Raw genomic sequence first — 21,522 nt, forward strand, 5'->3', positions numbered from 1 at the left:
AGAGTTACAACATGATGATGATGCATGAAAAATCAAAAATGCGCCAAATCCCGCGCCGCTGCCGCCCCGTGGCAGACCGCCCCGCCGGGAGTACCTTTTTAAAATACGAACAATTATCAACAACTACCACTTAATGATTATTTATTTCATTTTGCGATATTGATTATCATTTTCAATAACAACACACAGAGAACATAAATGAAAAACATCATCACTATTATCGTAGCCATTATTATCGTTTTTTATGCAGGTATGTGGTCGCAGAAATTCCTGATGGAAGATGAGTGCCTTGATTCAGGTGGTTCATTCAATGAAAATGGAATTTGCAATATTGCAGGCAGTCATCAGGATGTTCCCCCTAAGTAAGCAGAATGCTTTTTAAATTCGTTACCCACCTCTACAGATAAGGAGGCGAATGGTCACTAAAAGTAAAATCCATTGCAGAAGAATTTCCGGAAAGTTGTTATTCCAGCACCCCGACAGGTTATTCAGACAGATTTCAGCTATATCAAAACTGAGTGAGTACTTATCAGTTTCATCTGGTGAAAAACCTGTTCTTATTCATCTGGTTCCATCTGATGATATGTAGTCACTTTTTTACAGCAATATTACAGGGGGAGTTTCAATGCCTCCTGTAATTATTTGACTCTCTCACCGAATCATATACTCGTTCACACGTCATTCCTGCCCGGTAGCGCTCGTCAGCGATTCCAGCATAATGTTTAGCTTCTTCTGCAATATCTCCGAGCATGTTGGCAAGCATTCTGGCGTCGGCGTTGGTTGTTTTGCTTCTGACGGCAGCGGCAAGATTTGCGGTGTGCTTTGCGGCGTCCAGGCGGGTGGCAAGTTTTTTTGCTTCGGTACGCAGCTGGCTAACAGTGGCAGACAGGCCAGCAGCAGTGGCAGCAGATTTAGCGGCTTGCGCTTGTGCATCTTTCACAGCCTCATCACGGGCAATAACGCGGCCCTGTTCAATAATACGGGCGGCGGTCTGGGCGTTGACTTCCTGAGAGGATTCAGCGCTGTCGCGATCTGCCCATTTTTTTTGCCAGCCCCTGTCACTCCAGACATTACCGGCGATAAACGCACCAGCCATCAGCAAAATAAACACCAGCTGCAACCAGTATCTTTTCAGAAGAGCAGATAACAGATTCATACCAGCACCGATTTTGCTTTCTCAAAGCGCTCCCGCCGATCACCGATGCCGTTCTACCCTCCGTTGATGATCTGCGTAACACGTACCAGGTCGCCGGAATATTTCAGACACCCTTTAGTCACAAAAAGCCACGCTGCGGATCGGGCGGCATGACGTTCTAGCTCAAGCTGTCCTGGATTCGCCACTAGATCCAGTTTCAGTGCAACGCCACATCTGGTGTAATTCTCCAGCCCGGTAATCCTGATCTTCGCCGAACGTGGTGCGAAAGCTTTCTTGCCGTTCATGGCGTTCGCGATCCGGACTGGTACGAATATGTGCCTGATAACCCCCCAACAACCCATGAAGAAAATGCAGCAAGGCTTAGTCAGGCGGGCAAATGTCTGCGGGATATTGAGGCAGGGAGATTTCAGTGTGATGAAGAAAAACAGCAACCGACAGGCGAACTGGCAGATGAACCAGCAACGCCTGAAGCAGTGGAACAGGACACAACTGAACATCCTCCGGACCCACAGCCGCTGGAGAATGAACCACCTGTAAGCCAGACAGAAGCAGGCTACCAGAAAATACGGGCAGAACTGCACGAAGCACGTAAAAACATTCCACCCAAAAACCCGGTTGATGTTGGTAAACAACTGGCAGCCGCGCGCGGTGAATATGTCGAAGACATCAGCGACCCGAACGATCCGAGGTGGGTTTATAACAATTACAGCGCCTCAAATCAGGGTGAAAAAGAAGAAGTGGTGCCGGAGGGAAAACAACCAGCAGCAGAGCCGGAGGCTGTCACCAGAAACGCGGACGGGACTTTCGATGTATCAGCGCTATTCCTGCCCCCCTCAAACCAGACCGAAAAAACGGAAGCCAGAACAGAAAGAGATGGAGAAACGCCGAAAGAGAGCAACCAGCAGGAAACGGCTGGCGATACAGGACAGGAAATTACAACGGACGGTGGATCAGGTACAACTTCATAGCGCAAAACCACACGCCAGTGGCGCTTATTGAAAAACTAAAAGGAACGGACTCATTCACTGTGTCCGCATGGATTGATCGCTATGAGGTTTTATTACAGCGCCGGAATCTGTCGGTTAATACCTACAAGATTCGCAGTAATCAATTAGCGACCGTACGCGAAAAAATGGGAGAAATAATACTGGCAGAAGTAACAACCCGGCACATTGCCAAGTTTCTTGAGTCGTGGATAACCGAGGGAAAAAACACTATGGCGGGAGCAATGAGATCAGTTCTATCTGACATGTTCAGAGAGGCTATTGTCGAAGGGCATATTGTGAAAAACCCGGTGGAAGCAACCCGGATACCAGAGATTAAGGTTGCCAGGGAACGCCTGCAACTGGAAACATATAACGCCACGCGGACGGCGGCAGAACATCTGCCTGTGTGGTTTTCTCTTGCGATGGATCTCGCGCTGGTTACTGGTCAACGTAGGGAGGATATCGTAAATATGAAATTTAGTGATGTTTTTGACAACCGCTTATACGTAACTCAGATTAAAACCGGAATGAAAATAGCCATTCCCCTATCCCTGACCCTTGAGGCACCAGGGTTACGTCTGGGAACGGTTATCGATCGCTGCCGGCTGGTAAGCAGAACTGATTTCATGATCAGTGCAGGAATCAGGAAAAATAGCCCGACCGGGAATATTCACCCGGATGGGCTGACAAAGACATTTGTAAAAGCAAGAAAAGCCTCCGGCGTTAACTTCAGCAATAATCCACCGACATTTCACGAGATCCGAAGTCTGGCCGGGCGGCTGTACAAAAACGAGCACGGCGAGGTGTTCGCCCAAAAACTCCTGGGCCACACATCAGCGAACACCACGAAACTCTATCTCGATTAGCGTGATGATAAAGCTTATATGATGCTCTAATACTCCAATTTTTGTTGTGAAATAAATGTTAAATTTAATTTGATTGTGATATAACCAAAAAGACCGGAATACAGAAATTCGGAAAAATTTCGGATCATTGATTTTAATTAACTGATTTATAAGAAAAATAAAAAGAGACCGAATACGATTCCTGTATTCGGTCCAGGGAAATGGCTCTTGGGAGAGAGCCGTGCGCTAAAAGTTGGCATTAATGCAGGCTAAATCGCCTTGCCCTTTAAGAATAGATGACGACGCCAGGTTTTCCAGTTTGTGACGAAGGTGATTGAAAAAACCTGGCGTATTGTCTGTCATCAGAGATAAAAAAACCGTAAGCCTTTTCGTGAAGGTTTACGGTTTTTTATTAAAAATCAGTCAGCTATTGGATGGATCACAAAGCTTTTGCGCACGTTCGATAAACGGCGCCAGACTCATTTTCTCACCGGGCTTCGCCGGGTTATCGATTTGAATGACGGCAATAGGCTGAGCACGCGTTTTACCCTCCGCTACTTGCTGTTCGGCAATGGCATTCAAGGGATACTGCACCAGCGTACTGGGGTTGATCACATAGAGCGCCTGGCCAGGCCGACAGGTCAACATGACCTCTTCCCGATTAAACGCCCACTTGTCTTTTCCTACTTCAAAACGACTTACGGTAATCACCTGCGGCGCCGCCAACGCTACGCCCGAAGTGGCCAGCAGAAGCGCCGGAAGGAGTATTTTTTTCATTCGTTATGCCAGTCCATCAAAAAGGTTCGAGAGTTGCAAACAGGCTGACGATCGCCAGAACTATGCCTCCAACTCCCCATTCAATTTGCGTCATCCTGACAAACCATAGGTCAGTCCGGGGATTTTCCTGTCGCATACGTGGTACGAGAACATACCGATTCGTCAGCGCAATTGCTACCATAAGCACGACCAGCGCACATTTTAACAAAAGCAACTGTCCATAGGTGGTCTGCCAGATAGCGGTAAATCCCGTGATAAATAGCGTGTTGCCAATGCCTGTGAGCAATACGCCCGCCACAAAAAAGTGACCATAACGAGAAAAACGCATCATGGCGCTAATAGCATGTTGACGCCAGCGTCCCTGAGCCATGCGCATACAATAAACCACTGGCAACAGCCCACCAAACCAGGCTGCGGCACAGAGTAAATGCAGAGCATGGTTAATCTGCTGTAATGTTCCCACTACACCGTCGCGCATCGTCGCATGTCCAACGCCTGCCAGCAGGATAAACTGAGCAACGGTGAGAATAAGAAGCCGTCGTTGCATTTTTACCGGCGCAATGACTACCACCGCCAGCGTGACCAGCGCGAGGATAATTTGCCATATCCAGACCGCACCAAAGCGGGTTTGCAGTACCGCGCCCCACACCGAGACGGAAAAAACATCGGGCCAGCCGCCGCCCATCAGTCCGCCCTGAATCGCCAGCATAAAAGCCGCGCTGATAACGCTCCAGGCGGCGGCATGTCGTTGCAGATGTAAAAATCGACGCGTCATTAAACGACGAATTGATGCGGGTGCCAGCCAGGCGCCGTAAAGCGCGCAGCCGTAGACCAGCATCAAACTAGCAAAATGAATAAATCGGAGAGTTATCCAGACGAATGTCAGCATCATTTATTTCACGCTGAAGGTGTATTTCCCTTTTGTTTTATGTCCATCCACCGACACAACGTGCCAGTCTACCGTGTAAGCGCCAGATTTTAACGGCTGCTCAAGCGGGATAATCAACTGCGTTTTATCCTGTTCATTTCGCTTTGCCGGGCGCGTTTTGATGAGCTCTTGCTGAGGGCCAGTAATGGTTGCGCCGCTGAACCCTGGCTCAATCCCTTCAGAAAAGTTCAGGGTCAGCGCCTGTGGCGAGGCCGTAACGGCAGCATTCGCCGCTGGATACTGATGCGTCAGGTGCGCATGTGCCCAGGCCGCTGGCGTCGCAAATGTCGATGCCAGCAGCAGTAAAGCTAAACGTCGCGATGGTGCAGAAGAAGCCATATTCACTATTCCTTTTTGTTATACCTACGTTACAAAGAATAACCTTCAACAATCAATGAGTCGAGGATCATCATTTCCATCTTGCCATTACCGCGGACTCTTAGTACCTTCTGGCGGCAACAAAAAAGGAGACGCGTATGAAAACGAATCTGGCTCAGCTTGAACAAGCGGAAATGGATAAAGTCAATGTGGACCTGGCGGCAGCCGGGGTGGCATTTAAAGAGCGCTACAATATGCCAGTTGTCGCGGAGGCGGTCGAACGTGAGCAGCCAGAGCACCTACGCGCCTGGTTTCGCGAGCGGCTGATTGCCCATCGTCTGGCTTCCGTATCACTATCCCGACTCCCTTACGAACCCAAAGTTAAATAAAAATTATATAACGTTACACTTCCTTACATGCAGACGACTACATTATAAGGCGATTCTTAACCTATGCTTTTTAGAATGGCTGTAGAGACTATGAAAAGGAAGTCATTATGTCCTCCTGGAAAATTGCTGCTGCGCAGTATGCGCCCCTGAACGCCTCGCCGGCGGAGCATGTCGCCCATCATCTGGAATATATTGAGCTTGCGGCTCGTCAACAGTGCGAACTGCTGGTCTTTCCATCACTGTCGCTATTAGGCTGCGACGAAAGGAATAAATCGTTGCCCGCCCCGCCTGACGAGGCGCTTTTACAGCCGCTCACTCATGCGGCCGATACCCACCATATGACTATCATTGTGGGTATGCCTGTTGAGCATAACTGCCGCTTCGTAAAAGGCATCGCTATTTTTGCCCCATGGCTAGCGTCGCCGCTCATGTTTCACAAAAGTCATGGCGCCTGTATTGCCAGGCAGCGAAGCGCTATCAACGTGGTGGATGAGCAGCCAGAAGGTGGTGATATAGATCCCTCATTTACGTTATTCACAACCAGTCAATGTCTTAACGAACCTGAACTACATGCTTCTACCTCACGCTTACAACGTTTTTCGCATAAATATGCGCTGGCCGTACTGATGGCCAATGCCTGTGGCAGTAGCGCGCTGTGGGATGAAAGCGGGCAACTTATAGTTCGTGCCGATTGCGGTTCGCTATTACTGACGGGCCTGCGCACAACGGAGGGTTGGCAAGGCGATATCATTCCATTACGCTAAGGTCTTTCGGTGAGGAATGAATCATGTTGCGGATTATAGACACGGAAACCTGCGGGCTGCAGGGCGGGATCGTAGAGATAGCCTCTGTAGATGTCATTGATGGCAACATTGTCAATCCTATGAGTCACCTGATACGCCCCGATCGCCCTATTACGCCGCAGGCGATGGCGATACACCGTATTACCGAAGCCATGGTCGCCGATAAGCCGTGGATTGAAGATGTCATACCGCTTTATTACGGTAGTGAGTGGTATGTCGCTCACAATGCCAGTTTCGACAGACGCGTATTACCTGAATTGCCGGGTGAGTGGATCTGTACCATGAAGTTGTCGCGACGCCTGTGGCCGGGAATAAAATACAGCAATATGGCGCTCTATAAATCGCGCAAACTAAGCGTACAAACGCCACCGGGGCTGCATCATCACCGGGCGCTTTATGATTGCTATATCACCGCCGCCTTGCTGATTGATATTATGCAAACCACCGGCTGGACCGCGGAAGAAATGGTCAATATCACGGGCCGTCCTGCGCTGTTAACCACTTTCCCGTTCGGTAAATACCGCGGTAAGGCGGTATCTGAAGTCGCAAAACGCGATCCGGGCTATTTACGCTGGCTTTTTAATAACCTTGATAATATGAGCCCGGAACTTCGCCTGACGCTTAAACACTACCTGGAAGATGTTCAGGCTGGCGAGCAACGCAGCAATGGAACACCACAATAACCCGCGACGCTCACAAGCCGTTGCGGGCGCGCGTCTATGCGCTATGTAATGTTCCCTGCGCCAGGCCGATTAAAAAGGCGAATTCCAGCGCGACGCCTTCGTAGGATTTAAACCGCCCCGACTTACCACCGTGCCCGGAGTCCATATCCGTACATAACAGCAGCAGACGTTGGTCCGTTTTTAGCTCGCGTAATTTTGCCACCCACTTCGCCGGTTCCCAGTATTGCACCTGGGAGTCGTGCAATCCTGTCGTCACCAGCAGGTGCGGATAGTCCTGCGCTTTGACATTGTCATAAGGACTATAGCTTTTCATATAGTCATAATACTCAATATCCTGCGGGTTCCCCCACTCTTCAAACTCTCCTGTCGTTAGTGGGATCGACTCATCCAGCATCGTGGTTAATACATCAACAAAGGGTACCTGGGCAATAACGCCGTGGAAAAGCTCGGGGCGTTCGTTGATAGCGACGCCCATTAGCATTCCGCCCGCGCTCCCGCCCATCCCATAACACAGCGACGGCGAACCGTAACCCAGTTTTAATAAGGCATCGCAGGCATCAAGATAGTCATTAAAAGTATTCCGCTTTTTGAGGAATTTACCATCTTCATACCACTGCTGCCCCAGCTCACCGCCGCCGCGAACGTGTACGATTGCGTAAACAAAGCCACGATCCAGCAAACTCAGTCGGCTGCTGCTGAAGTCGGCGTCAATACTGGAACCGTAAGATCCGTAACCGTAAACCAGAAGCGGATTTTGCCCTTTACGAAAATACTTCTGATGATAAACCAGCGATACCGGCACTTCGACGCCGTCGCGTGCAGTGATCCACAGGTGTTCGCTCTGATAACAGCCAGAATCAAACCCAGGCACTTCCGTCTGTTTAAGTACCCGTCGTTCTCCGGTATCCATATCCAGTTCAAACAAGGTATCTGGCGTCGTCATTGAAGAATAGCCGTAACGCAGCCGGGAGGTCTCAGGTTCGGGATTATAGGCAAGCCACGTCACGTAAGCCGGATCGTCAAAGGCGATGCCTATCACTTCACGGGTTTTACGGTTAATTTGCCGCAAGCTGGTAAGCCCCCGTTGACGCTCTTCTACAACTAACCAGTCGGTAAACAGGGTAAACCCTTCCAGCATAATATGCTCGCGCGGAGGGATCAGCTCTTCCCAGGCGTTTTCATTGCGCACGCGGGTACGGTACAACCCAAAGTTTTTACCGTTTCGGTTAGAGCGCAGGTAAAACTTATGTTGATAGTGATCGAGACTATATTCATGGTCTTTGCGGCGCGGTAAAAATGAAAACGGCTCGGCATCGGCCAGTTCCGCGTCAAGTAATAGCACTTCGCTAGTGGTGGCGCTGGCAAGATGAATCACCACATAATGCTGCGAAGTGGTTTTATGCAGGCTGACATAAAAGGTATCGTCTTTCTCTTCATATACCAGTTCATCTTGCGATGACGGAGTGCCAATCGTGTGCCGCCAAACCTGATAGGGCAGCAGCGTCTTCTTATGCTTACGCACATAGTAAAGGGTCAGGGAATCATTGGCCCAGACAAATTCAGGCGCAACGTTATCCAGCAGTTCCGGATACCAGTTACCGCTTTCGAGATTACGAAAACGCAACCCATACTGACGACGGGATAAATAATCTTCTGCCAGCGCCATGATGGTATTATCCGGCGTAATGGCAAGTCCGCCGAGCGTATAAAATTCGCTGTGCGCGGCCCGCTGGTTCGCATCGAGCAAGGTTTCCCACACATCCCACTCTTCGCTTAACGCCGATTGTCGTTGATAGATGGCATATTCGCAGCCGGGTTCATAGATATAACGGTAGCGATAGCCGTTTTTCACATACGGAGCGGAAACTTCTCTGGGCGGGATGCGATCGATAATTTCTTTTAGAATGCGGTCCTGTAACGCCTGCTGAGAGGACATGACCTTCCGGCCATACTCATTTTCCTGATGCAGGTAATCAAGGACTTCCGGCTGCGAGCGAGTGTCATCTCGCAGCCAGTAATAATTATCAATGCGCGTATCGCCATGTACGGTCATGGCATAGGGAATTCGATTGGCTTTTGGCAACATGTCGTTTTTTCTTTTGCGTTAATATTTGTTATATATCACGCGGCAAACACAGCGGCTTAGCATGGTAGTCCCGGTCCGCTCACCTCGGTAAGCGCCTGAGATGTCACTGCTTCGCCGCTATCTTGCAACATGAATGACGTAAACTATCCATCCTATAAGGGTGGCAAAAGACACGCATGATGCAAGCGAAACATGTTACTTAATGGCAGGTTATCAGCCTGGTAGCGCCTGTTTTTGCTGCTGCAAGTCCTGCTCGATACCGTCCCGAACCTTCTGAGGAATTTTTAGCGCGTCTCCTAACGCATTCAGATAGCTACGTTCCATAAAGTGGTCAATATCAATGGCGGCGCAGCTCAGGAAGTAGATTTCCAGGGCTTCTTCTTCATTGCGAATGCCCTGTGCCAGACGTTGTGGATCAAGCGGCTGCTCAATAGCTTTTTCGATAAACACACGCCCTTGCTCTTCAACACCTGATTCTCGCAGTTGGTGCTCAATCGCCGCGCGTTCTTTGGCATCAATATGCCCATCGCTTTTTGCAGCAAAAACCAGCGCCAGGATCAGTCGCTCAGTGCGAACATCCAGCGGCGTACTTTGGCTGCCGAATTGCGGCTCCCCCTGATGCGCGGCGCGTACTTTATCTTTGTACTTATTCCACAATACGGAACCCGCCACCGCGCCGCCGCCCACCAGCAAAGCGCCAGTACCGTATTTGGTTAATAATTTGCGCGAAGACTTATTGGCGACCAACAGTCCAGCCAGACCGCCCAGCGCGCCGGGAACCAGCAGTTTATTTAACCCCTGTTCACCGGAAGGCGATGCGGAAGCGCCTTTTTGCCCAAGAAGTGATTGTAATTGGTTCAACCAGTTAGCCATAGTACCCCTCAAATACAGACCAATAATGGTCAAGCGTACCTGAGGGGATGTCAGGAATTGTCTGTTCCGGCAAAAGAAGCGCAAATTACGCTGCTAGCGGGGCTTATATTCCGCCTTGCCGGCTTTGCAATCAACGATGACCTGATAATGAATATCGGCGCTTTTACCGCGAACAGTTAGCGGAACTGTCCATTTATCATTTTGACCCACAACGTCCTGCACATTAACCCACGCGACCGGGTCAGCCTGCCCGACCTTTTTTTGGTCGTCGGCCCACCGCACGATACGATTTTGCTGGTAGTCGCGCTTCACGCTTGCCGCAATCCCGGCGGCATCCAGCCCTTCGCACTGCGGAAACTTAACCGATTTACTCTCGGTGGATGCCGCAAATGCCGATACGCTGGCGGATAACAACAGCAGGCTCAACAACGCTCCTCTTTTATTCATACTTTTCTCCTTAGCACAATGATTCAGGAAAAGCATGGTACAAAACGCCGGGAGCGCAAGTGTGGGTTCAGGCGGCTTGCTTTTTCGTTTTACTCGCGGCGTCCTTTTCAACCGCCTGCGGAGAAGGCAACTTACCGGTTTTGAGGATAGTGCTTAACACCTCTTTATGTTCCGCCAGCCACAGCGACAACGCTTCGCGCTGCCCATCTTCCAGCACGACTGGCGACTGCTCAAGCCAGGTATCAAGAAGATCGGCAGTATCGAGCATTTTGTCCCAGGCGTCGGCTTCCTTTTTACTGGTAAATGACATCTTCTCCTCACCCTCGCGAATGACTACGTATTTAACTTCAACCGCCATTTTGCAGCCCCTTATTTACCTGTGTTTATATACAGTATATTGCAAGGCAGCAAGAAAAGCAATTTATTCGAAAAGACATACGCAAACGTTTTCGTATATACTGCGCGCAGGTAAATAAGGGGACAGAAATATGACGCTATTAGGCACTGCGCTGCGTCCGGCAGCAACGCGAGTGATGTTATTAGGGGCAGGAGAATTAGGAAAAGAGGTGGCGATTGAATGCCAACGCCTGGGGATCGAGGTTATCGCCGTCGATCGCTATCCTGATGCTCCCGCCATGCATGTGGCTCACCGTTCACACGTCATTAATATGCTGGACGGCGAGGCGCTACGTCATGTGATTACAGAGGAAAAACCGCATTATATCGTGCCGGAAATAGAAGCGATCGCCACCGATACGCTGCGCGAGCTGGAGGGCGAAGGGCTGAATGTCGTGCCTTGCGCCCGTGCAACGCAGCTCACGATGAACCGCGAAGGGATCCGTCGCCTGGCCGCAGAAGAATTAGGACTGCCGACATCGACGTATCGCTTTGCCGACAGTGAGGCCAGTTTTCATGATGCGGTAGCCGCAGTGGGTTTTCCTTGCATCGTCAAACCGGTCATGAGCTCTTCCGGCAAAGGCCAGAGCTTTATCCGCTCGGCCGAACAGCTCGCGCAGGCATGGGAGTATGCTCAACAGGGCGGACGCGCTGGCGCGGGTCGCGTGATTGTGGAAGGCGTGGTTAAATTTGATTTTGAAATTACGCTGCTCACCGTTAGCGCCGTCGATGGCGTGCATTTCTGCGCGCCGGTCGGTCATCGTCAGCAAGATGGCGACTATCGCGAATCCTGGCAGCCACAGCAGATGAGCGAACTGGCGCTGAAGCGGGCGCAAGAGATTGCTCGTCATGTGGTACTGGCGTTAGGCGGTCATGGTCTGTTCGGCGTTGAACTCTTCGTCTGTGGCGATGAAGTCATTTTCAGCGAAGTCTCCCCTCGCCCGCACGATACCGGAATGGTCACGTTGATTTCTCAGGATCTCTCTGAGTTTGCGCTGCATGTGCGCGCCTTTCTGGGAATGCCCGTAGGCGCTATTCGCCAGTATGGTCCCGCTGCCTCGGCCGTGATTCTGCCGCAGCTTACCAGTCAAAATGTGACGTTTGATAATGTACACGCGGCGGTAGGAGCCGGAGTGCAGGTACGGCTGTTTGGTAAGCCTGAGATCGACGGCAGCCGTCGTCTTGGTGTAGCGTTAGCGACAGGTGAAAACGTTGAAGAAGCGGTGATAAGAGCGAAAAAGGCCGCCAGCCGCGTGACGGTAAAAGGCTAATGCGCCATCGCCTGATGGCGACGTTAGCGCATTTTTATCAGACCTGCCTGATCGCCACTCGTAAGCCCGATAAGCGAGCGCCATCGGGCATTTAACGGCTTACTGCTTCGCGCCTTCTACCGCTTCGCGCGCCAGTTTGGTGATGCGATCGTAATCACCCGCTTCCAGCGCGTCGGCCGGCACCAGCCAGGAACCGCCGATGCACAACACGCTTTTCAGCGCCAGATAGTCACGATAGTTTGCCGGAGAGATGCCGCCGGTTGGGCAGAAACGTACCTGAGAGAACGGACCGGCAATCGCCTGCAACGCTTTAGTGCCGCCATTCGCTTCCGCCGGGAAGAATTTGAACTCTTTCAGACCATAGTCCATGCCCAACATCAGTTCAGAAACGGTGCTAATACCGGGAATCAATGGGATAGTGCCTGCCGTCGCGGCTTTCAGCAGTGGCTCAGTCAGTCCCGGGCTAATCGCAAACTGCGCGCCCGCTTCCGTCACCTCCGCCAACTGCTGCGGATTGAGAACGGTTCCGGCGCCGACAATCGCTTCCGGCACGTCTTTAGCGATAGCGCGAATAGCATCCATCGCGCAGGCCGTACGTAAAGTCACTTCCAGAACGCGAACGCCCCCGGCCACCAGCGCTTTAGCCATCGGCACCGCGTGCTCCAGTTTATTGACTACAATGACCGGGACAACCGGGCCAGTGGTCAGGATTGCTTCTGCACTTGTTTTCCAGTTTTTCATCGGAATTCTTCTCTCGCCTGATTACTAGTGTGTCATCTTAAAAAGTGATACAGGTTGCGCCCTGCTCCGCACCCGACAGCTTTTCGCGCAGCGCGCCAAACAACTCACGCCCCGTTCCGACGCGCGACGCGCTCAGGTCCGGAATATGAGGCTGACGAGCGGCAAGTTCCGCCTCGTCGACCAGCAGAGTTAACTCACCTGTCTGCCCATTCACGCGAATGATGTCGCCATCGCGCACTTTTGCCAGTAAGCCGCCATCGTAGGCTTCCGGCGTTACGTGGATAGCTGAAGGCACTTTACCCGAAGCGCCTGAAAGTCGTCCATCAGTAACTAACGCGATTTTGAAACGGCGGTCCAATAATACACCAAGTGGCGGCATGAGTTTATGTAATTCTGGCATTCCATTCGCTTTTGGTCCCTGATGACGCACGACAACGACACAATCCCGATCAAGCAGACCCGCGTCAAACGCAGGCAGCACATCATGCTGACTTTCAAATACCATGGCAGGCGCTTCAATGATCTGGTTTTCAACCGGTACCGCAGACGTCTTCATTACTGCGCGCCCCAGATTACCGCTTAGCACCTTAGTACCGCCGTGAGGAGAGAACGGCTTATCAAAAGAGGCAATGACATCGTTATCCAGTGACCTTTCCGCGCCTTCACGCCAGTCCAGCTCGCCGTTGTTGAGCCAGGGCTCCAGCGTATAGCGTTTCAGGCCGAAGCCTGCGACAGTATTAACGTCTTCGTGCAGCAATCCGGCATTGAGCAGCTCACGCATCAATACCGGTACGCCGCCCGCCGCCTGGAAGTGGTTAATGTCCGCCGGACCGTTCGGGTACAGACGCGCCATCAACGGAACCACTTCCGACAAATCCGAGAAGTCATCCCAGTTGATCAGAATGCCCGCCGCGCGCGCCATTGCAACCAGATGCATGGTGTGGTTGGTGGAACCGCCGGTAGCCAGCAGCGCGACAATGCCGTTCACCACGACTTTTTCGTCGATCATTTTACCGAGCGGCATCCACGTATTGCCGTTGCCGGTAAGACGTGTTACCTGACGTGCGGCAGCGGCAGTCAATGCCTCGCGCAGCGGCGCATCCGGATGCACAAACGAAGAACCCGGCAACTGCATTCCCATAAACTCCACCACCATCTGGTTGGTGTTGGCGGTGCCGTAAAATGTACAGGTGCCCGGCGCATGGTAAGAGGCGGCTTCCGACTCCAGCAGCGCCATTCTGTCAACTTTTCCTTCCGCATATAGCTGACGAATACGGACTTTTTCTTTATTCGGCAGGCCGCTCGCCATCGGGCCTGACGGAACAAAAATCGCGGGTAAATGACCAAAAGAGAGCGCGGCCATCGCCAGCCCCGGAACGATTTTGTCGCATACGCCGAGGAATAACGCGCCGTCAAACATATTGTGAGAGAGGCCTACTGCTGCCGACATCGCTATCACTTCGCGGCTGAGTAATGACAACTCCATGCCATCCTGCCCTTGCGTAACGCCATCGCACATTGCCGGTACGCCGCCTGCGACCTGACCTACCGCATTCACGGAATGCAGGGCCTGACGAATAATCTGCGGATAATGTTCATACGGTTGATGCGCAGAGAGCATGTCATTGTAGGAGGTAATAATGGCGATATTATTGCGCAACATACTTTTCAGCGAGGCTTTGTCCTCTGGCTGACAGGCGGCGAAGCCATGCGCCAGGTTGCCGCAGGCCAGTTGAGATCGGTGGACGGTGGCGGTTTTCGCCTGCTCAATGCGGGCAAGATAGGCTTCTCGGGTCTGCTGCGAGCGTTCGACAATACGCTGTGTTACGCGTAACAAATTAGGATTCATAGAGGCTCCTGAAATTTATCTGTCCGGCTACCGGGTTTACCATGCGTTTCATCAATGTGGAAAGACAGTGAAATACATGATGTCCGGTGATAATGGGGCAAAATCGTTTCAGGCAGTGTAATAAAAAAAGCCTCGCAGGTGAATCCACACGAGGCTTAAAAGTGCAAAAATGATTCTACAATCTGTGTTAGATCATGTTACCGGTAAAATACCACCTAAGAGTGAGTGGCAAATTTACTCAAACTCATTCCACGAACGACCGTCACGGGTAATCATCGCCACGGACGCTACCGGTCCCCAGGTGCCCGCCTGATACGGCTTCGGCGCGTCGTTGTCCATCGCCCATGCTTCGGTAATGGAGTCCACCCACTTCCAGGCTTCTTCCACTTCGTCACGGCGGACAAACAGCGCCTGAATGCCACGCATCGTTTCCAGCAGCAGGCGCTCATATGCATCCGCCAGGTGCGTCTGATTAAAGGTCTCGGAGTAGCTCAGATCAAGCTTCGTGATCTGCAGATTATGCTTATGATCCAGCCCCGGTACTTTGTTAAGCACCTGAATATCTACGCCTTCATCCGGCTGCAGGCGAATCGTCAATTTGTTCTGCGGCAGGTCTTGCCAGGACTCTTTAAAGAGGTTCAGTTCAGGCGTCTTGAAATAAACCACGACTTCAGAGCACTTAGTTGGCAGACGCTTGCCGGTGCGCAGATAGAATGGCACGCCCGCCCAACGCCAGTTATCGATGTCGACGCGGATCGCGACGAACGTTTCGGTGTTGCTGCTTTTATTCGCGCCCTCTTCTTCCAGATAGCCCGGCACCTTTTGCCCCTGCGCAAAGCCCGCGGTGTATTGACCACGAACCGTTTTTTCACGCACGTTGGAGCGATCAATACGGCGCAGCGATTTCAACACTTTGACTTTTTCATCGCGAATACTGTCGGCGCTCAGGTCAGACGGCGGTGACATGGCAATCATGCAGAGAATTTGCAGCAAGTGGTTCTGGATCATATCGCGCATCTGACCGGCCTGGTCAAAGTATCCCCAGCGCCCTTCAATCCCCACCTCTTCCGCTACGGTAATCTCAACGTGATCGATAGTGCGGTTATCCCAGTTATTAACGAATAACGAGTTGGCAAAACGCAGCGCCAGCAGGTTGAGAACCGTTTCTTTACCCAGATAGTGGTCGATACGATATACCTGGCACTCTTCAAAGTATTCGCCGACCCGATCGTTAATCTCACGCGAGGTCGCCAGCGAAGTACCCAACGGTTTTTCCATCACGACGCGCGCCGGTTTGGCGTTGAGTTTAGCCTCTCCTAACCCTTTGCAAATAGCGCCAAAGGTGCTGGGCGGCATCGCAAAATAGTTAATGGTGGTGCGGTTTTTTTGATCCAGCATATCGCCCAGGCGACTGAACGCAGGCGTATCGTTAACGTCAAGATTACAAAAATCCAGACGGCCGCTCAGCGTATCCCACAAGCCTTCATCAATTTTTTCCTTCATGAAGGTTTCCAGCGCCTCACGCACGACGTGGGTATAAGCTTCTTTATCCCAGTCCGCGCGCCCCACCCCAATGATCCGGGTATCCGGATGGATCTGGCCGGCTTTCTCAAGCTGATACAGGGAAGGCAGCAGTTTCCGGCGCGCCAGGTCGCCTTTCGCGCCGAAAATGACCAGGTCACATGCCTGGGCTGTTTGCGTTACCGCCATGTCATTCTCCTCAGTTAATCTCCTGGTACTTTAGCCAGGATATCGTTGTAATTTTATTACACAGCACTGTACTGCTTTTACGAGATTACGGAAACCGTAAACGCCTTTTCATAGGTGAACCGGCGTTTGATTGGCAATATAATCGGCAAAACGCCTAATAAAATTGTCGCTTTTCCACACAAGCTGGAACTTAAAATCCGACGTCGGTCATGTAATGAAAAAAAACGACACCTTTTTTAGCCATTTTGCCCCCTTCGGCAGTCGCCAGGAGTAATATCTAACAAAACGCGTTCGGTTTCGCGCATCATTGAAATCGCTAATACCCATGAGCCTTGCTAATCATGAATATGCTGGAAAAAGTCCAGTCTCAACTGGAACATTTAAGCAAATCTGAACGAAAAGTCGCCGATGTTATTCTGGCCGCCCCAGGCAGATCGATTCACTTAAGCATTGCCATGCTGGCCCAGGAAGCTAACGTTAGCGAGCCAACGGTGAACCGTTTCTGTCGCAGCATGAATACCCGCGGCTTTCCTGATTTTAAACTGCATCTGGCGCAAAGTCTGGCAAATGGCACCCCCTATGTTAATCGCAATGTGGATGAAGATGACAGCGTCGAGGCCTATACAGGAAAAATCTTCGAGTCCGCCATGGCCAGTCTCGACCATGTTCGTCAGTCGCTGGATAAATCGGCCGTCAACCGCGCCGTCGATTTACTGACCCAGGCAAAAAAAATCGCCTTTTTTGGCCTTGGTTCCTCCGCCGCGGTCGCGCATGACGCCATGAATAAGTTTTTTCGCTTCAATGTGCCGGTGATTTACTCCGACGATATCGTGCTGCAACGGATGAGCTGTATGAATTGTAACGATGATGACGTCGTCGTGCTCATTTCGCATACTGGCAGAACCAAGAGCCTGGTGGAACTGGCGCAGTTGGCGCGGGAAAACGATGCGATGGTGATCGCCCTGACCTCCGCTGGAACGCCGCTGGCGCGCGAAGCCACGCTGGCCATTACCCTCGACGTACCGGAAGATACAGACATTTATATGCCCATGGTCTCTCGACTTGCTCAGCTGACCGTGATAGATGTGCTGGCAACGGGATTTACTTTGCGTCGCGGGGCGAAATTCAGAGATAACTTGAAGCGTGTCAAGGAAGCGCTCAAGGAATCGCGTTTTGATAAAGAATTACTCATCAGGAGTGATGACCGCTAAAAGCAATAACAATGTTCTACCCTTTTCGTCATCCGGGGACGTTCATTTTATACCGTTAAGGTTTCAGAACGACCGGATCAATGTTCACGCAACACCAAGTTGTTTTAGTCAACGGAGTATTACATGTCCAGAAGGCTTCGCAGAACCAAAATCGTTACCACGTTAGGCCCGGCAACTGACCGCGATAACAACCTTGAGAAGGTTATCGCCGCGGGCGCAAACGTAGTACGTATGAACTTCTCTCACGGCTCGCCGGAAGATCATAAAATGCGTGCTGATAAAGTCCGTGAGATTGCCGCCAAATTGGGGCGTCATGTGGCTATTTTAGGCGACCTGCAAGGGCCAAAAATTCGCGTTTCCACTTTTAAAGAAGGCAAAGTGTTCCTCAATATCGGGGATAAATTTCTGTTAGACGCTAACCTGGGTAAAGGCGAAGGCGATAAAGAAAAAGTCGGCATTGATTACAAAGGGTTGCCGGCAGACGTCGTTCCTGGCGATATCCTGCTGCTTGACGATGGTCGAGTGCAGTTGAAAGTGCTTGAAGTCCAGGGCATGAAAGTCTTTACCGAGGTCACCGTCGGCGGCCCGCTGTCTAACAATAAAGGCATTAACAAGCTCGGCGGCGGACTTTCTGCTGAAGCGCTGACCGAAAAAGATAAAGCCGATATTCAAACCGCTGCGCTGATAGGCGTTGACTATCTGGCCGTATCCTTCCCGCGCTGCGGCGAAGATCTGAACTATGCACGCCGCCTGGCGCGCGACGCCGGCTGCGACGCGAAAATTGTGGCTAAGGTCGAACGCGCCGAAGCGGTATGCGATCAAAACGCCATGGACGATATCATTCTGGCCTCTGACGTTGTGATGGTCGCACGTGGCGACCTGGGCGTTGAAATCGGCGATCCGGAGCTGGTTGGTATCCAGAAGGCGCTGATTCGCCGTGCGCGTCAGCTAAACCGCGCAGTCATCACCGCAACGCAGATGATGGAGTCGATGATCACCAACCCGATGCCGACCCGTGCGGAAGTGATGGACGTGGCGAACGCCGTCCTGGATGGCACGGATGCGGTTATGCTGTCTGCCGAAACCGCAGCCGGTCAGTATCCTTCTGAAACCGTTGCCGCAATGGCGCGCGTCTGCCTGGGCGCAGAAAAAATCCCCAGCATCAATGTGTCTAAACACCGTCTCGACGTGCAGTTCGACAACGTTGAAGAAGCCATTGCCATGTCTGCGATGTATGCGGCAAACCATCTGAAAGGTGTTACCGCGATCATCACCATGACGGAATCCGGTCGTACCGCGCTAATGACTTCCCGTATCAGCTCCGGCCTGCCGATTTTCGCCATGTCGCGCCATGAACGCACGCTGAACCTGACCGCGCTCTACCGCGGAGTAACGCCAGTGCATTTTGATAGCGCGGCTGATGGCGTTGTCGCGGCGCATGAAGCTGTTAATCTGCTGCGCGATAAAGGGTATCTGGTTTCCGGCGACCTGGTTATCGTGACTCAGGGCGATGTCATGAGCACCGTCGGTTCAACCAATACCACGCGTATTTTGACCGTTGAGTAAAACTCCTCCACGCCTGTTCATCAGGTAGTACAGGGTTTGTCAGCATAAAGCCTCTCTTACGAGAGGCTTTATTTATTTGATAGGATAAAGATCTTTACGCTTATACGGCTGAATCTCGCCTGGCTTGCGGGTTTTGAGCAGCTTCAGGATCCAGGTGTACTGTTCCGGATGCGGGCCGACAAAAATTTCGACCTCTTCGTTCATCCGTCTGGCGATAGTGTGGTCGTCAGCCGTGAGCAGATCGTCCATTGGCGGGCGAATCTGGATAGTCAGGCGATGCGTTTTACCATTATACACCGGGAAAAGCGGTATCACGCGTGCGCGGCACACTTTCATCAGCCGACCAATTGCAGGCAGCGTCGCTTTGTATGTCGCAAAGAAATCAACGAATTCACTATGCTCCGGGCCGTGATCCTGGTCCGGCAGGTAGTAACCCCAGTAGCCCTGACGAACAGACTGAATAAAGGGTTTAATCCCGTCATTACGCGCATGCAAACGTCCGCCGAAACGCCGACGCACTGTGTTCCAGATATAGTCAAAAACCGGATTACCCTGATTATGAAACATCGCCGCCATTTTTTGCCCCTGAGAGGCCATCAGCATGGCTGGAATGTCGACGCCCCAGCCATGCGGTACGAGAAAAATGACTTTTTCGTCGTTACGACGCATCTCCTCAATGATTTCCAGACCTTCCCAGTCAACACGCTGTTGAATTTTTTTCGGACCGCGCATCGCCAACTCAGCCATCATCGCCATTGCCTGTGGCGCGGTGGCGAACATCTCATCGACAATCGCTTCGCGTTCAGCTTCGCTACGCTGCGGAAAGCACAATGACAGATTAATTAGCGCCCGGCGACGAGAACTCTTCCCCAGCCGTCCGGCAAAACGCCCCAGCGTCGCCAGCAAAGGGTCGCGGAATGATGCCGGTGTTAATGCGATCCCCGCCATTGCCGCCGCGCCCAACCAGGCGCCCCAATACTGCGGATAGCGAAAGGATTTTTCGAATTCAGGGATATACTCACTATTATTTTTTTTGGTTTCCATGCTTTTCCAGGGTCTGCTGACGCGAAAAGGAATTGTGAATAGTGTAGCGACGTCTGCGTCTCACACAAAACAAAAAAGCCGGCACACATCGCGTACCGGCTCTGTCAGCGCATTTGTTAATCGAAGCGCAGTTGCGGCAGAACCTCTTTCACCTGTGTCAGGTATTCACGACGATCTGACCCCGTCAGACCTTCCGTGCGCGGCAATTTTGCTGTCAGAGGGTTAACGGCTTGCTGGTTGATCCATACCTCATAATGCAGATGCGGCCCTGTGGAACGCCCGGTGTTACCAGAAAGCGCAATACGATCGCCACGTTTCACTTTTTGCCCCGGTTTCACCAGCAGCTTACGCAAGTGCATGTAACGTGTGGTGTAGGTGCGTCCATGACGAATCGCAATGTAGTAACCGGCAGCGCCGCTACGTTTAGCGACCACGACCTCGCCATCCCCCACCGACAGCACCGGCGTACCCTGCGGCATCGCAAAGTCAACGCCACGATGCGGCGCAACGCGTCCAGTAACCGGGTTCAGACGGCGCGGATTGAAGTTGGAGGAGATGCGGAACTGTTTGGCGGTCGGGAAGCGTAAAAAGCCTTTCGCCAGGCCAACACCGTTACGGTCATAGAATTTACCGTCAGCGGCGCGAATGGCGTAGTAATCTTTACCATCGGAACGCATCCGCACGCCCAACAACTGACTCTGTTCACGCTTGCCATCCAGCATCTCGCGCGACATCAGAACCGAAAATTCATCGCCCTTTTTCAGCTTGCGAAAATCCATCTGCCACTGCATGGCTTTTATCACTGCGCTGATTTCGCTGCTGGTTAAACCGGCCTCTTTCGCGCTGGCGACAAAGCTACCCCCTACCGTACCTTTCAGCAGACTGTTAACCCAGTCCCCCTGCTGCATTTCACTGCTCATTTTAAAACCGTTGGCAGTGCGATCGTAGGTACGCGTTTCACGGCGGGAGACTTCCCATGTCAGACGCTGTAAATCGCCATCGGCGGTCAGTGTCCAGGAAAGCTGTTGGCCAATTTTCAGATTGCGCAGCTCCTTATCAGAAGCGGCAAGTCGGCTAATATCGCTCATATCGATGCCGTACTGATTCAGAATGCTGCTTAACGTATCGCCTGTGGAGACGACGTATTCATGGACGCCGACTTCGCCTGCGGTTTTATCGTCCAGCTCATCCTGAGGAATAGCTTCATCTTCCTGCGCGGCCTGATCGATGGGTTCGCTGGCCTCCGGTAAGAGGGAACGAATCTCGCTTTTCTCCAGTTCAATAGTTTTAACGATTGGTGCGGATTCTGGGTGGTAAACATAGGGCCGCCATACGGCGACGGCCAGTGTCAGAACGGTAAGTGACCCCAGCATAACGCGGTGGGGTCGGGGCAGATTATTAAATGCCAGGGCGACAGAGCGGGCTATCTGTTGCACGTATTCA

The 21,522-nt window shown here is 51.8% G+C and carries 20 protein-coding genes and 3 pseudogenes; 9 read left to right on the forward strand and 14 right to left on the reverse strand.

Translation table 11 applies throughout. The annotated features are described in order from the left end of the window. The first annotated feature begins 198 nt into the window (after positions 1-198). The gene (locus tag J4650_RS04160; RefSeq protein WP_000789529.1) at positions 199-366 is read left to right on the forward strand and encodes a lytic enzyme; all 168 of its coding nucleotides are present in this window, start codon (positions 199-201) and stop codon (positions 364-366) included. Between the two features lie 256 nt (positions 367-622). Here the strand turns inward: J4650_RS04160 and J4650_RS04165 are convergent, their stop codons facing one another. Further along, positions 623-1,156, reverse strand: coding sequence for a DUF2514 domain-containing protein (locus J4650_RS04165; RefSeq protein ID WP_001050883.1), 534 nt, complete (start codon positions 1,154-1,156; stop codon positions 623-625). A gap of 53 nt (positions 1,157-1,209) precedes the next feature. Then, positions 1,210-1,401, reverse strand: a pseudogene (locus J4650_RS04170) (glycoside hydrolase family 19 protein); the annotation flags it as partial. Between J4650_RS04170 and J4650_RS22755 the strand changes: the two are divergent. Both J4650_RS22755 and J4650_RS04180 read left to right on the forward strand, forming a co-directional pair. Next, a pseudogene (locus tag J4650_RS22755) lies at positions 1,390-1,851 on the forward strand (DNA breaking-rejoining protein); the annotation flags it as partial. The pseudogenes J4650_RS04170 and J4650_RS22755 overlap by 12 nt on opposite strands. Positions 1,852-2,114: 263 nt before the next feature. After that, positions 2,115-3,008, forward strand: a pseudogene (locus tag J4650_RS04180) (tyrosine-type recombinase/integrase); the annotation flags it as partial. Positions 3,009-3,410: 402 nt separating this feature from the next. Here J4650_RS04180 and J4650_RS04185 read toward each other — a convergent pair. From J4650_RS04185 to yobA, 3 genes are read right to left on the reverse strand one after another with little or no spacing between them, the layout of a single operon-like run. Next, positions 3,411-3,764 carry a YebY family protein gene (locus J4650_RS04185; RefSeq protein WP_000722368.1) on the reverse strand — a complete coding sequence of 118 codons (354 nt, stop codon included), beginning with the start codon at positions 3,762-3,764 and terminating at the stop codon, positions 3,411-3,413. A 16-nt stretch (positions 3,765-3,780) separates the two neighbouring features. Next, positions 3,781-4,656 carry a copper homeostasis membrane protein CopD gene (copD, locus tag J4650_RS04190; protein ID WP_000979694.1) on the reverse strand — a complete coding sequence of 292 codons (876 nt, stop codon included), beginning with the start codon at positions 4,654-4,656 and terminating at the stop codon, positions 3,781-3,783. Further along, complete coding sequence (yobA, locus tag J4650_RS04195; RefSeq protein WP_000168393.1) at positions 4,657-5,031, reverse strand: CopC domain-containing protein YobA; 375 nt, start codon at positions 5,029-5,031, stop codon at positions 4,657-4,659. A gap of 137 nt (positions 5,032-5,168) precedes the next feature. Between yobA and J4650_RS04200 the strand changes: the two genes are divergently transcribed. The 3 genes from J4650_RS04200 to exoX all read left to right on the forward strand — a co-directional run bounded on the left by J4650_RS04200 (position 5,169) and on the right by exoX (position 6,885). Next, the gene (locus tag J4650_RS04200) at positions 5,169-5,399 is read left to right on the forward strand and encodes a DNA polymerase III subunit theta (RefSeq protein WP_000856224.1); all 231 of its coding nucleotides are present in this window, start codon (positions 5,169-5,171) and stop codon (positions 5,397-5,399) included. Positions 5,400-5,506: 107 nt separating this feature from the next. Beyond that, positions 5,507-6,163 (forward strand): nitrilase-related carbon-nitrogen hydrolase, encoded by a 657-nt coding sequence (locus J4650_RS04205; protein ID WP_000100256.1) that lies wholly within the window; start codon positions 5,507-5,509, stop codon positions 6,161-6,163. A 23-nt stretch (positions 6,164-6,186) separates the two neighbouring features. Further along, positions 6,187-6,885 (forward strand): exodeoxyribonuclease X, encoded by a 699-nt coding sequence (gene exoX, locus J4650_RS04210; protein ID WP_000944278.1) that lies wholly within the window; start codon positions 6,187-6,189, stop codon positions 6,883-6,885. A gap of 34 nt (positions 6,886-6,919) precedes the next feature. Here exoX and ptrB read toward each other — a convergent pair whose 3' ends face one another. The 4 genes from ptrB to yebG form a co-directional block, all read right to left on the reverse strand. Then, on the reverse strand, positions 6,920-8,971 hold the full coding sequence (gene ptrB, locus J4650_RS04215) for an oligopeptidase B (protein WP_000936990.1): 2,052 nt from the start codon (positions 8,969-8,971) through the stop codon (positions 6,920-6,922). 213 nt (positions 8,972-9,184) lie between these two features. Next, positions 9,185-9,844: a tellurite resistance TerB family protein gene (locus tag J4650_RS04220; protein WP_023993328.1), complete on the reverse strand. Its 660-nt coding sequence runs from the start codon at positions 9,842-9,844 to the stop codon at positions 9,185-9,187. 93 nt (positions 9,845-9,937) lie between these two features. Continuing rightward, on the reverse strand, positions 9,938-10,291 hold the full coding sequence (gene yebF / locus J4650_RS04225; protein ID WP_001042123.1) for a protein YebF: 354 nt from the start codon (positions 10,289-10,291) through the stop codon (positions 9,938-9,940). A 67-nt stretch (positions 10,292-10,358) separates the two neighbouring features. Next, positions 10,359-10,649, reverse strand: a complete 291-nt coding sequence (yebG, locus tag J4650_RS04230; RefSeq protein WP_000257723.1) for a DNA damage-inducible protein YebG — start codon at positions 10,647-10,649, stop codon at positions 10,359-10,361. A gap of 130 nt (positions 10,650-10,779) precedes the next feature. Here yebG and purT point away from each other — a divergent pair, with 130 nt between their 5' ends. Then, a complete protein-coding gene (gene purT / locus J4650_RS04235; RefSeq protein WP_000173429.1) occupies positions 10,780-11,958 on the forward strand; it encodes a formate-dependent phosphoribosylglycinamide formyltransferase in 1,179 nt (392 codons plus the stop codon). Positions 11,959-12,057: 99 nt separating this feature from the next. Here the strand turns inward: purT and kdgA are convergent, their stop codons facing one another. The 3 genes from kdgA to zwf all read right to left on the reverse strand — a co-directional run bounded on the left by kdgA (position 12,058) and on the right by zwf (position 16,258). Continuing rightward, complete coding sequence (kdgA, locus tag J4650_RS04240) at positions 12,058-12,699, reverse strand: bifunctional 4-hydroxy-2-oxoglutarate aldolase/2-dehydro-3-deoxy-phosphogluconate aldolase (RefSeq protein ID WP_000800494.1); 642 nt, start codon at positions 12,697-12,699, stop codon at positions 12,058-12,060. Positions 12,700-12,736: 37 nt separating this feature from the next. Beyond that, positions 12,737-14,548 carry a phosphogluconate dehydratase gene (edd, locus tag J4650_RS04245; protein ID WP_001069113.1) on the reverse strand — a complete coding sequence of 604 codons (1,812 nt, stop codon included), beginning with the start codon at positions 14,546-14,548 and terminating at the stop codon, positions 12,737-12,739. A 234-nt stretch (positions 14,549-14,782) separates the two neighbouring features. Continuing rightward, complete coding sequence (zwf, locus tag J4650_RS04250) at positions 14,783-16,258, reverse strand: glucose-6-phosphate dehydrogenase (protein ID WP_000301711.1); 1,476 nt, start codon at positions 16,256-16,258, stop codon at positions 14,783-14,785. 341 nt (positions 16,259-16,599) lie between these two features. On the opposite strand from zwf, the gene J4650_RS04255 reads away from it, so the two are divergent. After that, positions 16,600-17,469, forward strand: a complete 870-nt coding sequence (locus tag J4650_RS04255) for a MurR/RpiR family transcriptional regulator (protein WP_001056719.1) — start codon at positions 16,600-16,602, stop codon at positions 17,467-17,469. A 123-nt stretch (positions 17,470-17,592) separates the two neighbouring features. Next, positions 17,593-19,035, forward strand: a complete 1,443-nt coding sequence (gene pyk / locus J4650_RS04260) for a pyruvate kinase (RefSeq protein ID WP_000091156.1) — start codon at positions 17,593-17,595, stop codon at positions 19,033-19,035. A 72-nt stretch (positions 19,036-19,107) separates the two neighbouring features. On the opposite strand, the gene lpxM is transcribed toward pyk, so the two are convergent. Next, positions 19,108-20,079, reverse strand: a complete 972-nt coding sequence (lpxM, locus tag J4650_RS04265; RefSeq protein ID WP_000448401.1) for a lauroyl-Kdo(2)-lipid IV(A) myristoyltransferase — start codon at positions 20,077-20,079, stop codon at positions 19,108-19,110. A gap of 116 nt (positions 20,080-20,195) precedes the next feature. Next, positions 20,196-21,515, reverse strand: coding sequence for a murein DD-endopeptidase MepM (mepM, locus tag J4650_RS04270; protein WP_023993329.1), 1,320 nt, complete (start codon positions 21,513-21,515; stop codon positions 20,196-20,198). Between the last annotated feature and the right edge of the window lie 7 nt (positions 21,516-21,522).

The organism is Salmonella sp. 32120201201600049SM (genome assembly GCF_017572835.1).
Lineage (GTDB): Bacteria > Pseudomonadota > Gammaproteobacteria > Enterobacterales > Enterobacteriaceae > Salmonella > Salmonella enterica.